We start from the raw sequence: 14273 nt of genomic DNA, 5'->3' as shown, positions 1-14273 counted from the left end.
TGCAATAATGCCTGAAGATAAGAACAATCCAAATAATCACTCCTGGACAATTGAAATCGGTCGATATCGCCAACAGTTCAGTACTGAAATGAAGAGCAGATTTAGTATACTCATAATACATCATACATAATACGTATGATGACTAAAATTACTGGAGGTAAATCTAATTCATGGCAAGAAGAAAATCACTTTACGAGATCATATATTCGCAAATAGAGAGAGAAGTCCAGAAGATGAGCGACGGGGCGCAGCTTCCTTCAATAGAGAGGCTCTGCGAGGATTACGGTGCAAGCAAGACCGTTCTAAGAGAAGTAATAACGGCGCTGGAAAAGGACGGCCTTGTCGTAAGAAGGCAGGGTCTCGGAACCTTTGTTGTGAAAGACAGCGGCCTTGTTCATACGGGGATTGAATACTTGAGAGGTCTGACGAGAATCATCTCCAGCTCGGGAAAGAATCCCGAGCTCATCTATGACAAATTTCGCGAAGTCAAGGCCGATGAAAGGCTGGCAGAAAAGCTGGAGATGCCTGAAAACGAGAGCCTTGTGCTTACAGAGAGAGTATATGCGGCCGACGGCATCCCGGCAATATTTGCAAGAACTTACATAGCATCCGAGAGGATTCCCGGAAAAACCGAAGCCCTGTTAAAGACGCTTGAGGGAAGGAAGGCTAAGGAACTGGTTCTATTTGATCTTCTGGAAGAAAACTTCAAGGATCCAATCAGATACGCAATTGCCGAAATAGAATCGAGACTTGTCGACGAAGAGTTGGCCGGACTGCTCCAAATGAGGTCGGGTTCATCAATAGTGCTGCTGAAGGAAGTTCACAGGGATATCAAGAACGTTCCCATGCTCTACTCGGAGGATTTCATAAACACGGCGGTGTTCAGAATACACGTTCTCAGAAAGAAGATTTGAGGTGACATAATGATGGAGGATTACAGAGAGCCAGTCGGACTTGAAGGAAAGCTTCAGTATCACATCGAGTGCCAGGCGGGAGACATAGCGCCAGTAGTTATCGTTCCGGGAGATCAGGGAAGAGTTGAGAAGATTGTCAGTAGACTTAGCAACACAAAAAAGATTGCGGAAAACAGAGGTCTTATCACCTATACAGGTGAGTTCAACGGCAAACCGGTCTCCGTTACTTCTACCGGCATGGGTGGCCCTTCAGCAAGTATTGCATATGAAGAGCTTATCAATGTGGGGGCGAGGGTGCTGATAAGGATCGGCAGCGTAGCCGGACTGCAAGAGTACGTAAATGAGGGGGACATCGTTGTGCCGTATGGTTGCGTACGTGACGATGGAGCCTCGAACTACTACGTCCCGGCGAATTTTCCCGCAGTGCCTTCTCCAGATGTCTACTCATCCCTGACGGCTTCGGCAAGAACTCTTGGAAGAGAGATCATTACGGGAATCAACTGGACCCATTCCTGCTTCTACAAACGCGATCCCGAATATTTCCAGAGCTGGAGCAGAAGAAGGGTAGTTTCACTCGAAATGGAGGCTTCGGCGCTATTTGTGATCTCTTACCTGCGTGGCGTGAAGGCTGGATTCATAGGTGTATGCTATGCAAACAGATACAGGCAATCTGCCGGCTCAAAGGTTGATCTTTCCGTTAAAAATCCGAGGAGAGACCAAATCGAAGACTCAGTGAAAGATGCGATCGAAATAACCTTGACTGCAATAGAGAAGATGTACAGCGAAGATCTTGTATAACGACCGAAGGGAGGGGATTCTATGAGAAACAGATTTCTGCTTTTTCTTGTTGTTCTCTTGACTGTTTCATGTTTCGCGGTTCCGCTTCAGCTCTCAAGCGAGGTTGGAATTCACACAGACGCCTGGAAGACCAGAATGGAGGGGTTTACAAAAGAGACCGGAATCGAAGTGGAGATTCAGCAGTTTCCTTATGCAAATTACCTTGATCAACTAATGCTCGGGTACACTTCCGGAAGGGTAGAGATAGACGTACCTTACATTTCTATGCTCTGGTACCCGGCTCTTTCGATTGGGAAGTACATCTATCCGATCAGCGATATTCCCGGATACGAGAAGATCAACGAGTCGGATATTCCGGGAATAAGAAACGCGAAGCTGAATGGAAAGACGTACATCGTGCCCTACATGAACGAACTCGGAGGAATAATCTACCGGAAGGACCTTTTCGAAGACCCGACTGAAAAGGCTAATTTCATTGCCAAATACGGCTACGAACTTCAGCCGCCGCAGACTTTAGAGCAATACAGAGATGTCGCAGAGTTTTTCAACAGGCCGCCTGATCTTTACGGGGTGACTCTCATGGGAAGAAGAAGCATCTTTCTTGCAACCCACTTCATGCAGAGGCTGTGGGCAAAAGGCGGAGCATTGCTCGATTTGAACATGCGCCCGATCTTCAACTCCGAAGCCGGCATCGAGGCTCTGGAAGAAGTGAAGTACATGTTCCAGTTCGCCAATCCCGCTGCAATGAACTATGACTTCCAGGAAGCCCTGAACGAATTCATAAGTGGCCGGAGCGCAATGGCAGAGGTCTGGACGACTGGAATGTTCTACGTCGAAGATGAATCGAGGTCGTCTGTAGTCGGCAAAGGCGGTTTCGTTGGATTCCCGAGACCGGAAGAGAAACTGGGAGAGAAGCTTCCGATGCTCTACATTTCCTGGGGGTTCTCGGTCAGCAGTGCCGCTCCGGACAAGGAAGCGGCATTGGAGTGGTTACTTTATGTAACGGAGACGCAGAACGAGGTTGAAGCAGCTCCCACTGGCAACATACCCGCACGGTTCTCTGCTCTAAACAGTCCGGAGCTCGTAGAGTCGTTCCCATGGATCGGCGATTTCGCTGCCGCTATGGAAAACTGCATCCCGACGCCTATGGTACCTTTGATTCCCGAAGGCGGAAGCATTGTGAGCGGCATAATAGCTCCGGCCGTCTCGGAATTCTTGGCGGGAACGAAAACTGCCGAACAGGCTTTGAATGACGCAGTCAAGGAAGTTGACAGACTTATGAGAGACGGAGGCTACTATTGATTTGATACGGAGCCGGGTCGAAAGGCCCGGCATTTTCTGTGGTAGGTGATCAAATGAAGTCGAGACGTAGATCTAGAGGTTATTGGTATATTCTTCCTTCAATGGTTTTTATAGTCATAATCTTCATGATACCACTGACCTATACTATCGTGATGTCCTTTCTGCGGTGGAATCTGCTCAGGCCGGATCTGGGCATAAGAGCGGCGGGCTTCAGCAATTACGTCAGGCTATTCACCGACCCTTTCACGCTGGACACTGTGGGAAGGACCTTCTACTTTGTTCTGGGGGCGGTCTTAATAGAGCTGATTGCGGGGCTGTGCATAGCTCTTGCCCTGGATACGGAATTCAAAGGCTGGAAGATTGTTCAGTCGGTCTTGCTCGTTCCATTCATGATCGCTCCCGTCGTTGTGGGGTATGTCTGGCGCTTTGTTCTAAACAGTGACTACGGACCAATTATTCATATATTGAGACAGCTCGGGCTTGGAGGACTTGTCGAAAAACCCCTTCTATCAAATCCTTCTGCGGCGATGCCTGTATTGATTGTTGCAGATGCGTGGGAGTACATTCCATTTGTGACTCTCGTCTTGCTTGCAGGGCTCAAATCAATCCCTTACGAACCGTATGAAGCGGCATTCGTGGATGGAGCAAGTTCCCTTCAGAGATTCCATTACATAACGCTGCCGCTTCTCAGGCCTTCTATACTGGTCGCAGTGGTAATAAGGACCCTCACATCTCTGCGTGTCTTCGACATCGTATTTATTATGACAGGCGGAGGTCCCGGAACTGCTACGGAAACTCTCGCCTTCTACGGTTACAGAACTGCCTTTCAGGCGTATAACGTCGGCTTTTCTTCGGCGATTAACATGCTTACTTTCGGCATAGCGGTAGTCTTCACAATACTCTACATGAAGATAATAGGCGGTGGAAAGAACTATGCTTAGGAAGAAACCTTTCACCAGAATAGTGGTTTTTGTGGTCATAGCTATGGCGCTAATCTGGACTCTGGTACCACTGGCGTGGATACTGCTTTCCTCTTTCAAATTTGAGGCCGACCAGTTCTCGATGCCACCCAAGTGGGTTCCAGCACGTATCACCTTCCAGAATTACGCGAAGTTCTTCGGAAATTCCGAGTTTGTCCGTTCTCTGATCAACAGTGTTATGATAACGTTTTTCTCGACAGTCATAGCGCTTTTTCTTGGGGTGCCTGCGGCTTATGCTCTGGCAAGGTTTGACTGGAAACATGCAAACACTATCGCTTTCGTCGTCCTGCTGGCGAGAATGACGCCGCCGATTGTCATGGTTCTGCCCTTCTTCATGATCGCAAGATATCTAGGAATATCAAACACTTACCTCCCTATCGTACTGGCGCTTTCATTTTTCAGCGTCCCATTCGCGATCTGGATGATGCGCGGTTTCTTTCAGGAGATCCCCAATTCTCTTGAAGAAGCTGCCATGATAGATGGGTGCACGCGATTTCAGTCTTTGAGGAGAGTTGTACTCCCCCTTGTCATGCCCGGACTCTCGGCCACGTCCATACTATGCGCCCTCATCGCCTGGAACGAGTTTCTGTTTGCCCTAGTTCTTACAGGCAGAGACACCAGACCTCTACCCGTTCTGGTCAACATGTTCGTTAGCGAAAGAAATATTGAATGGGGTGTAATGAGCGCAGCGGCAATAATCACCGTACTCCCTATGATCGTTTTCGGTCTCCTTGTGCAAAACGACCTCGTTCGGGGCCTTACAATGGGAAGTTCTAAGTAAAGCCTGGATTTAGGATTGGCAGGTTGCAGTCCAAAAGAAGCAGCTGGAAAAAACCATAAGCTGATCGCTACGCTCAGCAAATTCAATACTTTCGCTATCTCCCCAAAGACACTTACGATTCTTCAATTCATGGAATTGTCTTCAAGAACCGAAGCATGTAGTTTATCGTATGGGATAATAATCGAAACGGGAAAACAGTTTTTGAACAGGGGGTAAGGGGAAATGCCAAGAATGCTTGTTGCAACTGCGCCAGGAAAGGCGGCGATTGTTGAATACAGGGACAGGAAGATAGCGGCGAACGAGGTTATGGTCGAAGTCGAGTTCGCTTCTCCAAAGCACGGTTCGGAGATAGCTGATTTCAGAGGCGATAGCCCGCTTATAAACGAACGTTACGATGACGATTGGAAGCTCTTAGTTCCTCGATCTCCGGATCATGGAAAGGGGGTTGAGTTCGGTTCCTGGAATCTCGGCAATATGTGGGTAGGTAGAATCGTTGTAAAGGGTGTGGATGTGAGGGACTATAGTGTTGGTGAGATAGTCTGTTCTTACGGAGGAATTCGCGAGACTCAAATTGTCAACGCCGTTGGCAATCACCGTCTGTTGAGAGTTCCCGAGGCCGTCTCCTGGAAGAGCGCCGTGTGCTATGATCCAGCTCAGTTTGCTCTGTCCGGGATCAGAGACGGGAATGTGAGGCCGGGTGACCATGTTGCAGTAATTGGACTTGGAGCCATAGGACTGCTGGCGGTCCAACTCGCGAAGAAGATCGGGGCAAGCCCGGTGATAGCGGTCGATCCTATTGAAGTCAGGCGGGAGGTTGCGCTGAGCTCAGGTGCAGATTTTGTTCTAGATCCAAAAGCTTGCGATGTTGGACTTGAGATCAAGAGGCTCACTCTTCAGACCGGTGCAGACTGCATAATCGAGACAAGCGGAGCTCCTTCTGCTCTGCAGTCGGGCCTCAGAGGTCTTGCACACGGGGGAACAATTTCGTACGTTGCCTGGGCAAAGGAGTTTCTCGGCGGCATCAATTTTGGGCGTGAAGCCCATTACAACTATGGGCGGTTGATCTTCTCCCGTGCGGCAAGTGAACCGGGACCCGACTATCCGAGGTGGAACAGAAAGAGGGTTGAAAGAGTCTGCTGGGAGATGATATGCAACGGTTCTCTTCGCGGCGATGAAATCGTTAACCCCGTCGTCAGCTTTGAAGAGTCCGCCGAAGCCTACTGCAAGTACGTCGACAAAAATCCCGAACTGAGCGTCAAGCTCGGAGTGGCTTTTTGAAGGTTCATGATCATCCAAAAGTCAGGAAGTTGATCGGCAGTAATGTTCCAGCCTCTTGTCTCATGCGCAAATTCTGTGGTTGGCCTCTAGCGGTCTTGACTATAAACTCTCTCTCGATGGATTAGAGCGAGCAGTAGCTGAGGGTGTGAGTCACTGAAGACTGAGAGACTGNNTTTGTATAATCGTAGTCAGAGAAGGCGGACTTGCCGGAAAATCCCGGTGATCTGATCAGAAAACGAGGCTGTTCTATTATGAACGGGACACACGATTGGAAACGCATTTCAAGAGATACAGCTGGCTATATGCACAATGAGGAGCGATTTGTGAACCGGGGAAGGAAATGATCGAACTTCAGAGAAGATGTGTATACGGCTTGCTCCCAAGAGAAAACGAACAGCCAGTTGTACATATAGTTAGATCAGCAAGACTTCATCAATCTGCGGCTATTGACGAACTTTTGAAAGGAGGAATATATGAAGCTGATCACTCAAGACAAGGAGTTCTTTCCTTCAAGAATGGAGGAGAAACTAAGTTTTGTGTATAAGCTGGGATTTGACGGCTTCGAAATAGATGGAAGGCTCTTGATCGAAGAGCTCGCCGAAGTGAAGGCGGCCGTTCGTTCCACCGGCGTTCCCGTTGCAAGCGCATGCGGAGGTTACCGCGGCTGGATAGGCGATTTCTCGAGCGAGAGGAGATCTCAAGCAATAAAGGATATCGGAGAGATCCTGCAAGCACTGGCTGACGTCGGCGGCAAAGGCATAGTAGTGCCTGCAGCCTGGGGAATGTTCTCGAAAAGGCTTCCTCCGATGGTTCCTCCAAGATCGGACTCGGAAGACACTGCCGTCCTTCTTGACTCTCTGGAGAGGCTGAATTCACTGGCCAAAGACACGGCTACACTTATCTATCTCGAGCCGCTAAACAGATATGAAGATCACATGCTGAACACGCTTGGCTCAGCCGCAAAGTTGATCGAAGAGGGGGGGTTCTCTAGTGTAAGGTTGACTGCCGACGCCTTCCATATGAATATCGAGGAGGCCGATCTTCGTAAAAGCATTGTGCAGAACAAGGAGTTTATTGCTCACGTACATATCGCCGACAGCAACCGATATCAACCGGGCCAGGCCCATCTTGATTTCGGTTATTTCTTTTCAGCACTTTCGGAAATCGATTATGGCGGTAACGTGGTCTTTGAATGCAGGGTTACTGGAGACGACCCGATCGAGAGATATAGAGAATCCTGTTGCTTCATAAGAAGCATTGTAGGGAACTCTGATACATGAGAAACGACAGACTCCGGGTTGCGATAGTCGGTGCAGGTCAGATAGTAGAGGTTACACACTTGCCCATTCTCTCATCAATGAGGGAAGAATTGGATCTTGTAGGGATTGCAGACATTGTGCCGGAGAGAGCCGAAAGACTGGCGATGAAATTCGGCGTAGAACGGGCTTTCCACGATTACGAGGAGATGCTTTCGACTCTCGAGCCGGATGCAGCACTCGTCTGTACGCCGAATAGATTTCATGCGGCGGCCACAGTAACCGCACTCAGGACAGGTTGCCATGTTTTCTGTGAGAAACCCCCTGCTATGAACAAGGAAGAGGTCCGTCGGATGATGGTCGCTTCGAGAAAGTCCGGAAGGATTCTCTCTTTCAACTTCAACTACCGGTACAGAAGAGAGGCAATCGCGATCAAGAAGTTCGTTGATAACGGCGATCTTGGAGAAGTCTATCATTGCGAGGGGAACTTCTTGAGACGGCGCGGAGTACCCGGCTGGGGTTCCTTCTCGAGCAAGGAATTGCAGGGCGGAGGACCCCTGATGGATATCGGAGTGCACATGCTCGATCTCGCCCTCTTCATGATGGGCTTCCCCCAGCCCGATAGCGTGACGGCCAGCACCTACTGCAAGATAGGCAACAAAAAGGGTGTCGGATTGATGGGCAGCTGGGACCCGGGTAAATTCAAAGTCGAAGATTCGGCATTTGGGTTCGTGAAATTCACGAACGGAGCGTCATTGATTCTGAAAACAGCTTTCGCGTTGAACATGAAGGATCGTTCCAACGTGAATCTTCAGATCTTCGGCGACAGGGCGGGCGCCACAGTCTTTCCGCCCGAAGTGTTCACTGAGATTCACGGCGAGCTGGCAGATATTTCTCTTCCCTTTGTAGAAGATGACAACTGCTATATGAGATCGTTAGGAGCATTTTTCGATCGCTGCAGGGAAGGGAGTTCTGAATTACCCACTCCTGAACAGGCATATCTCCTTCAGAGCCTCCTCGACGCTTTTTATGAATCGGCTGAAAGTGGTTCGGCTGTGATATTTGAAAGGGGCTTAATATAATGAAGATCACAATTCTGAACGGAGCTTTTGAGGATAGCGGCACTTTTGAAGAGTACCTTGAAAAGCTTGTCGAATTTCTTTCAAAGATGAAGAACGAGATTCAATACTTCAAATTGAGAGATTTGGAGATCAAGCAATGCATGGGATGTTTTGGATGCTGGGTCGAAACTCCTGGAGAATGCATCGTTCCAGATGACACAGTCAAAATCAGACGGGCCGCAGTGAATTCCGATCTGCTTATCTTTGCCTCACCGCTCATTCTTGGCTTCACCACATCGATTCTTAAGAAAGCGATCGACAAGATGATCCCGATCGTCCATCCTTATTTCACCATAAGAGCCGGCGAAATCCACCACAAGAAGCGCTACAAGACTTACCCGCTCCTGGGTGTCCTGATCGAGAAAGAAATCGATACAGACAAAGAGGATCTGGAAATAGTTCGGGCAATCTATGAACGGGTGGCAATTGAGATGGCAACCAGTCTTGTATTCTTCGATTCCGATGAGAAGCCGCCTGAGGAGGTCGCATATGCGATTACTAATCATTAATGGATCGCCTAGAGGAACCAGGAGCAACTCACTCGTAATTGCGAATCACTTCTTGAGGGGAATAAAAGCCTCTCTCCAGAACAATCTACAGCTGGAAGTTCTGAACCTGATCGAAGAGCATGCGATCCTCTCCGATGTGACAGAAAAAATCGCCGTTGCCGATAAGGTCCTCTTCGCCTTCCCCTTGTATGTCGACAGCATGCCGGGCTTGGTGATGGAGCTGTTCGAGTCCTTATACAATTTGAAAGGGAAGTTATCGGGAAAAGAGTTCTTGTTTTCCATTCAGTGCGGTTTTCCTGAGACTCTGAATCTGAGATTTGTCGAAAGATACCTGCAGAAGCTTGCTGGAAGACTTGGAGCAGACTATGGGGGATGCATCAGCAGGGGAGGGATGGAAGGAGCGAGATTTCTATCTGAAGATTCAGAGGTACTTCAGAGATATCGGGAGCTCGGAGAGATCTATGGCAAGACCGGTAAGCTGGACAAAGATCTTCTCGGAAAAATCGCTCATCCAGAGAGAATACCATTGGCTGCCAAAGCGATCGCTCTTGCCCTTTCCCCGGCCGGCATTTTCGATAAATACTGGAACAGACAACTTAAGGCGAACGGGGTTTACAAAAGAAGGAATGACAGACCTTACGAAGAATAGAAACGAATCTCCTGCATTCCCTTATACTACTGAATTCTGTAGAGCGACCCAAGTTGTGAAGGAAATCAGGAAGCTCGGTCCAGGCTTCTCATAATTGCCTGAACAAACTGGACCGAGTTTTCATATATCTCTCCGTAATCGATCCATTCTTCAAATCCTTCGGCATCACTGGAGGAAGCTCGATAAGTCTTCACAAGCTCTGCAGGTCTTTCATCACTAACTACAGAGACTACTTGTTCCCTCTTGAACTCTGGGCTATAAAAGAAGCCTGGGACCACAACGAAGTCCTCTTCTCGCACAAGCGGCAACTCTAGACTGAGATCAATCACATGGTATCCTCTCTCTTCAACCAGAACCTCGTCTGAAAGCACCAGTCCAGAGAATCTGTTCTCATCCTCATTCCGGGCTTCGTAGATCTCGATCTTGATAGATTCTTCTTTATTGGCAGTATGAGGCCAACAGTTTTGATAGAACCGTCTTCTCTGGCAATGAAACGGGAACTTCCCCAAGAATCAAAATTCAAAGAACTGTAGCCATGGCTCTTGTACATTGACGACTTTGTCACCGGTTCTGAAAGGGCTCCTTCACTGGATTGATAGCTCATTCGATCGTATCCTTCACCGCTGGCCGCGACAAAACTTACCGCATAGCTATTTTCCTTGAGAAAGACCGTGTCATAGTAAGAAATCCAGAGATACTCTCCGTCATGGAGATCTTCACTCAAGCTGTCTCCTATAAGCCACGCTCTCGGCACGGGCGGACCTGCAATCGATATGAAATCGTCCCAGCCCGCGATTGCAACCATATGGACAAGAGAATCGACTGGCGACTCGCTGTCACAGTAGTTCAGAGTCGCGCGAAGAAACATGAGAGCAAAGCCGACCCAGATACAGGCAGCTGCCTTACTTTCATTCTGTCAATGCTTGTGGCGAATCAGTCCAATCAACTTCGCAACCTCAATTACGGGAATAGGCACCAGCGAGAGAAGGAGAGCCAGAACGTACATCGGTGTCTCCAGTTGAGCCAATCCGAAAATTGTGGCGAAAGGAGAGATGAAAACAACGGCAGCCACCATCGTAAACGAAGTCAACACAGCAAGAAATAGCACTTTGTTTGAAAGGATCCCGATTCTGAACAGCGAGTGACTTGACCGCATATTAAACGAGTGAAAGATCTGAGTCAAAGAAAGAATCACAAAGGCCATGGTTCTTCCCGCGATAACATCTCCGGTGCTCTTCCAGCCAATCGCAAAGCCAATCAAAGTGAGAATTGCAAACATAGCTCCTTGAAGAAGAACCTGAAGTCCCAGTCCCCCGGCAAAAATGCCTTCATTCTTAGGTTTAGGCTTTCTATTCATGACATCTTTTTCTACTGGCTCCATGCCGAGCGCGATCGCTGGCAGGCTGTCTGTCACTAGGTTTATCCAGAGCAGTTGTGCAGATATCAGCGGGGCTTCTCTCCAGATCATCATGGCGGTGAAGACTGTAAGTATCTCTCCAATGTTTGTTCCCAGAAGGAAACCGACCACTTTTCTGATATTGTCGTATATGCCGCGGCCTTCCTTAACGGCGTGTACAATCGTCGCGAAATTGTCGTCGGTAAGGGTCATGTCGGCCGCGCTCTTCGCAACATCTGTTCCGGTTATTCCCATCGCGCATCCGATATCGGCAGCTTTTAGAGCTGGAGCGTCGTTCACCCCGTCCCCCGTCATTGCAACGACTTCACCCTGCTTTTGCAATGCATGAACGATCCTGATTTTGTCTGACGGCGACACTCTTGCATAGACCGAGATATTTCTTACCCTCCTGTCCAGTTCATCATCAGACATTTTTGACAGCTCAATTCCGGATACAATTTCATCTCCATCAAGCAAGATGCCGACTTCTCTGGCAATGGCCGCAGCCGTGAGTTTGTGATCGCCGGTGATCATCACCGGCCTGATCCCTGCCTGCCGGCACAGTCTTACGGACTCTTTCGCCTCGGGACGCGCTGGATCAATCATACCTACGAGACCGAGGAACGTAAGACCACTCTCAATCTCAGCTGGATCGAGGGTCGCAGGAATCTTCTGGATCTCTTTGGAGGCGACGGCAAGAACTCGAAGCGCGCTGCTACCCATTTCCTCCGCGATCTCTCTACCCTTTTGAACATCTCCGGATGTGCATCTTGTGGAAACTGAATCTATTGCGCCTTTTACAATTACCACGTTTTTTCCATCGATGTCGTTAATAGTTGTCATCATTTTCCGTTCAGAATCGAACGGTATCTCGGCCAGTCTCGGATACTTCTTCTCTATCTCATCTTTTAGGATCCCATTCCTCATGGCTGCCAGCACTATAGAGGTCTCAGTCGGGTCACCGATGTGCTTCTCTTCTCCATCCTCAATAACGACTCTCCCGTCAGAACAAAGCGTTGCGTACAGCAAGAGGTCCCTTATTTCAGACGAGTTATCATCGCTGATCTCCTCAGTAACTGACGAAGAAGCCGAAAAGGCCTTGACCAGGGTCATTTTATTCTGTGTGAGAGTTCCCGTCTTATCTGAACAGATCACCGTAGCGCTTCCGAGAGTCTCCACGGCGGGCAGCTTCCGAATAATAGCGTTTCTCTTCACCATTCGTTGGACTCCAATGGCAAGCACAACGGTCACAATCGCCGGGAGCCCTTCCGGAATCGCTGAAACCGCGAGCGAAACAGAGATCATGAAGATCTCCATTATTGGAATACCTTCAATAAGCCCGACAAGAAAAATCACTGCACAGGCGATAAGAGCGGCGATACCGAGATACTTCCCAAGAACGGACAGTCTATGTTGAAGAGGAGTCTGAGTGTCTTCTTCTCCTGAAAGCAGGCCTGCGATCTTTCCCATTTCTGTCTTCATTCCAGTCTCAACGACGACGCCCTTCCCTCTTCCATAGCTGACGCCGCATCCCGAGAAAACCATGTTGTGTCTATCACCGATAGAGGCCTCTTCCTTAACGATTGCATCTGCCGATTTCTCGGAGGGGACCGATTCACCGGTCAGGGCAGACTCGTCGACCTTCAAACTCGCACTTTCAATGATTCTCGCGTCGGCAGGAACAAAATCACCGGCCTCAATTAGGATAATATCTCCCGGCACCAGCTTCGATGCTTGAATCAACTTCTGTTCTCCGTCACGGATTACCCTGGCGTTTGGCGAGGAAAGCTTTTTCAGGGCATCCAGAGCCTTCTCTGCCTTGCTCTCCTGTATTACACCGATAACAGCGTTCAAGATAACAATAAGCATAATCAAGACTGGCTCAAAGAACCCTTCCTTTTCGAAGATCGAGACAAGAAACGAAATCGCCGCGGCGGCAATCAGAATGATTATCATAACGTCCTTGAACTGCTCTACAAAGCGTTCAAGATTCGTCTTCTTTTTCTCCTCGCGGAGAATGTTTTCGCCGTATTTGCCCAGACGTTCTTCCGCTTCAGAAAAGCTAAGGCCTATTTCTGGATCGACTTCAAGTTGTTCGGTAACTGCTTTTGTCTCAATGAAATGCCAAGTCATAGTATCCTCCACGATTTTCATTTATCTAATTATCCATTCCAGATGAGAATCGTCTCAAAACTAGGAAGTCCCACCAGAAAGCTTCGTGAAAACTTCTCGCTGGCGAGCTCCGATCACGATTGACCAAGATTTCCTGTCCTCAGCGAAATCTCGGTCCCTTTTATCAGAGAAGAGAGAACAACTCGAAATGATTGTAAAAACGAATTGCGCAACTCTTCATCACTCATCAGACTCTTCTTTTTGAGGTCGTCGTAGTAAGCCGCAAAGGTTACAAGCGGAATTATCGAGAAGAAGAATTTGAAAAGCGTCATTTCTGACGAGTAGTTGAAGTCGCTATCTGCCTCGGAAATCGATTTGAAAATCTGGTTGTCCTCGGTATCTCTTGTGAGATCAAGCAATCTGAAGAGGTCGTCGTGGTGTTTGCTTTCTTTCAAGGATTCGTACATCAATATTCTCAGAATTAGCCTGTTCTCAATTAGATAATCGAGTATCCTGTCGTAATAGAAGAGCGACCTCTTCACGAAACGCGCAACCGAATCTTCATCGATGAACTTCATCCTGTCATGCTCTATATCTAGGTCGCCATCTCTTATCATCTGGATAATGCTTGCCTGAACGAAGTCCATCGCTATCGTCGTCGCGTCTTTTAGCAGAGAATCCACGATGTGGCTAAGAATCTCTTCCTTACTATTGAAGTAATAGTATATGAGACCTTTGGTTACGCCCGCAGCTTCTGCTATCTCGCTTGCAGTTGTGGCGTGAAATCCCTTTTGAGAAAACAACGCAATCGATGATTTTATTATTCTTTCTCGAGCCTCGTTGACATCTGAGGATTTCAATTTCAACCTCCTGACTAACCGGTTAGTCAAATAGATTATATACCGTTATTGCTGACTGTCAATAGATGGAAAAGTGACTGGGAAAATTGATTGAAGAAAACGAGACTACCACTAAAAGAATGGGCCACCTCAGCTCTTAGAAATCTTATCATTATCCATAACTCAGGGAGTCAAATGCCATAAATATGCTGATTCTTGCGCGAATTCGTATTTGGCTCCTGATGATCTTGATCTTGAATCCTCCCTTGAGGGCTTATCATTACCCATAAGTTAAGGAGCTAAAAAGAAATCACAGTATGCTTCTTCCCCCTTGGCAG

Annotated in this window: 14 protein-coding genes; 10 read left to right on the top strand and 4 right to left on the bottom strand. The window is 48.2% G+C overall.

Features of this window, described 5'->3' with window-relative positions; all coding sequences use genetic code 11:
* The first annotated feature begins 170 nt into the window (after positions 1-170).
* From B3K91_RS08240 to B3K91_RS08195, 10 genes are all read left to right on the top strand, one after another.
* On the top strand, positions 171-914 hold the full coding sequence (locus tag B3K91_RS08240) for a GntR family transcriptional regulator (RefSeq protein ID WP_292593471.1): 744 nt from the start codon (positions 171-173) through the stop codon (positions 912-914).
* A 9-nt stretch (positions 915-923) separates the two neighbouring features.
* Entirely contained in the window at positions 924-1712 is a 789-nt protein-coding gene (locus tag B3K91_RS08235; RefSeq protein ID WP_292593470.1) for a nucleoside phosphorylase, read from the top strand.
* 21 nt (positions 1713-1733) lie between these two features.
* Positions 1734-3014: an ABC transporter substrate-binding protein gene (locus tag B3K91_RS08230; RefSeq protein WP_292593469.1), complete on the top strand. Its 1281-nt coding sequence runs from the start codon at positions 1734-1736 to the stop codon at positions 3012-3014.
* A gap of 53 nt (positions 3015-3067) precedes the next feature.
* A complete protein-coding gene (locus B3K91_RS08225; RefSeq protein ID WP_292594599.1) occupies positions 3068-3955 on the top strand; it encodes a carbohydrate ABC transporter permease in 888 nt (295 codons plus the stop codon).
* Complete coding sequence (locus tag B3K91_RS08220; RefSeq protein WP_292593467.1) at positions 3948-4775, top strand: carbohydrate ABC transporter permease; 828 nt, start codon at positions 3948-3950, stop codon at positions 4773-4775. Before B3K91_RS08225 ends, B3K91_RS08220 begins: the two co-directional genes overlap by 8 nt.
* A gap of 222 nt (positions 4776-4997) precedes the next feature.
* Positions 4998-6053: a zinc-dependent alcohol dehydrogenase gene (locus tag B3K91_RS08215; RefSeq protein WP_292594596.1), complete on the top strand. Its 1056-nt coding sequence runs from the start codon at positions 4998-5000 to the stop codon at positions 6051-6053.
* 473 nt (positions 6054-6526) lie between these two features.
* On the top strand, positions 6527-7333 hold the full coding sequence (locus tag B3K91_RS08210; protein WP_214061550.1) for a sugar phosphate isomerase/epimerase family protein: 807 nt from the start codon (positions 6527-6529) through the stop codon (positions 7331-7333).
* Positions 7330-8391 carry a Gfo/Idh/MocA family protein gene (locus B3K91_RS08205; protein WP_214078645.1) on the top strand — a complete coding sequence of 354 codons (1062 nt, stop codon included), beginning with the start codon at positions 7330-7332 and terminating at the stop codon, positions 8389-8391. The genes B3K91_RS08210 and B3K91_RS08205 overlap by 4 nt, the downstream gene beginning before the upstream one ends.
* Entirely contained in the window at positions 8391-8939 is a 549-nt protein-coding gene (locus B3K91_RS08200; RefSeq protein ID WP_292588922.1) for a flavodoxin family protein, read from the top strand. Before B3K91_RS08205 ends, B3K91_RS08200 begins: the two co-directional genes overlap by 1 nt.
* Entirely contained in the window at positions 8920-9588 is a 669-nt protein-coding gene (locus tag B3K91_RS08195; RefSeq protein WP_292593465.1) for an NAD(P)H-dependent oxidoreductase, read from the top strand. The genes B3K91_RS08200 and B3K91_RS08195 overlap by 20 nt, the downstream gene beginning before the upstream one ends.
* Positions 9589-9653: 65 nt before the next feature.
* On the opposite strand, the gene B3K91_RS08190 is transcribed toward B3K91_RS08195, so the two are convergent.
* The 4 genes from B3K91_RS08190 to B3K91_RS08175 all read right to left on the bottom strand — a co-directional run bounded on the left by B3K91_RS08190 (position 9654) and on the right by B3K91_RS08175 (position 13956).
* Positions 9654-9917, bottom strand: coding sequence for a hypothetical protein (locus tag B3K91_RS08190; protein ID WP_214060256.1), 264 nt, complete (start codon positions 9915-9917; stop codon positions 9654-9656).
* Positions 9914-10456, bottom strand: a complete 543-nt coding sequence (locus B3K91_RS08185) for a hypothetical protein (RefSeq protein ID WP_214060255.1) — start codon at positions 10454-10456, stop codon at positions 9914-9916. The genes B3K91_RS08190 and B3K91_RS08185 overlap by 4 nt, the downstream gene beginning before the upstream one ends.
* A gap of 48 nt (positions 10457-10504) precedes the next feature.
* The gene (locus B3K91_RS08180) at positions 10505-13117 is read right to left on the bottom strand and encodes a calcium-translocating P-type ATPase, PMCA-type (RefSeq protein WP_214060254.1); all 2613 of its coding nucleotides are present in this window, start codon (positions 13115-13117) and stop codon (positions 10505-10507) included.
* A gap of 113 nt (positions 13118-13230) precedes the next feature.
* The gene (locus tag B3K91_RS08175; protein ID WP_214079751.1) at positions 13231-13956 is read right to left on the bottom strand and encodes a TetR/AcrR family transcriptional regulator; all 726 of its coding nucleotides are present in this window, start codon (positions 13954-13956) and stop codon (positions 13231-13233) included.
* Positions 13957-14273: the final 317 nt, after the last annotated feature.

Origin of the sequence: Mesotoga sp. UBA5847 (assembly GCF_002432735.1) — a bacterium.
In the GTDB taxonomy this organism is placed as follows: Bacteria; Thermotogota; Thermotogae; order Petrotogales; family Kosmotogaceae; genus Mesotoga.
The sequence above is the reverse complement of the archived record's forward strand: the minus strand, read 5'-3'. Positions and strand labels throughout refer to the sequence as shown.

Excerpts from the sequence above, each read along its gene's own strand:
- B3K91_RS08240 (WP_292593471.1), top strand. The coding sequence starts at position 171 with ATGGCAAGAAGAAAATCACTTTACGAGATCATATATTCGCAAATAGAG.
- B3K91_RS08235 (WP_292593470.1), top strand. The coding sequence starts at position 924 with ATGATGGAGGATTACAGAGAGCCAGTCGGACTTGAAGGAAAGCTTCAG.
- B3K91_RS08230 (WP_292593469.1), top strand. The coding sequence starts at position 1,734 with ATGAGAAACAGATTTCTGCTTTTTCTTGTTGTTCTCTTGACTGTTTCA.
- B3K91_RS08225 (WP_292594599.1), top strand. The coding sequence starts at position 3,068 with ATGAAGTCGAGACGTAGATCTAGAGGTTATTGGTATATTCTTCCTTCA.
- B3K91_RS08220 (WP_292593467.1), top strand. The coding sequence starts at position 3,948 with ATGCTTAGGAAGAAACCTTTCACCAGAATAGTGGTTTTTGTGGTCATA.
- B3K91_RS08215 (WP_292594596.1), top strand. The coding sequence starts at position 4,998 with ATGCCAAGAATGCTTGTTGCAACTGCGCCAGGAAAGGCGGCGATTGTT.
- B3K91_RS08210 (WP_214061550.1), top strand. The coding sequence starts at position 6,527 with ATGAAGCTGATCACTCAAGACAAGGAGTTCTTTCCTTCAAGAATGGAG.
- B3K91_RS08205 (WP_214078645.1), top strand. The coding sequence starts at position 7,330 with ATGAGAAACGACAGACTCCGGGTTGCGATAGTCGGTGCAGGTCAGATA.
- B3K91_RS08200 (WP_292588922.1), top strand. The coding sequence starts at position 8,391 with ATGAAGATCACAATTCTGAACGGAGCTTTTGAGGATAGCGGCACTTTT.
- B3K91_RS08195 (WP_292593465.1), top strand. The coding sequence starts at position 8,920 with ATGCGATTACTAATCATTAATGGATCGCCTAGAGGAACCAGGAGCAAC.
- B3K91_RS08185 (WP_214060255.1), bottom strand. The coding sequence starts at position 10,456 with ATGTTTCTTCGCGCGACTCTGAACTACTGTGACAGCGAGTCGCCAGTC.
- B3K91_RS08180 (WP_214060254.1), bottom strand. The coding sequence starts at position 13,117 with ATGACTTGGCATTTCATTGAGACAAAAGCAGTTACCGAACAACTTGAA.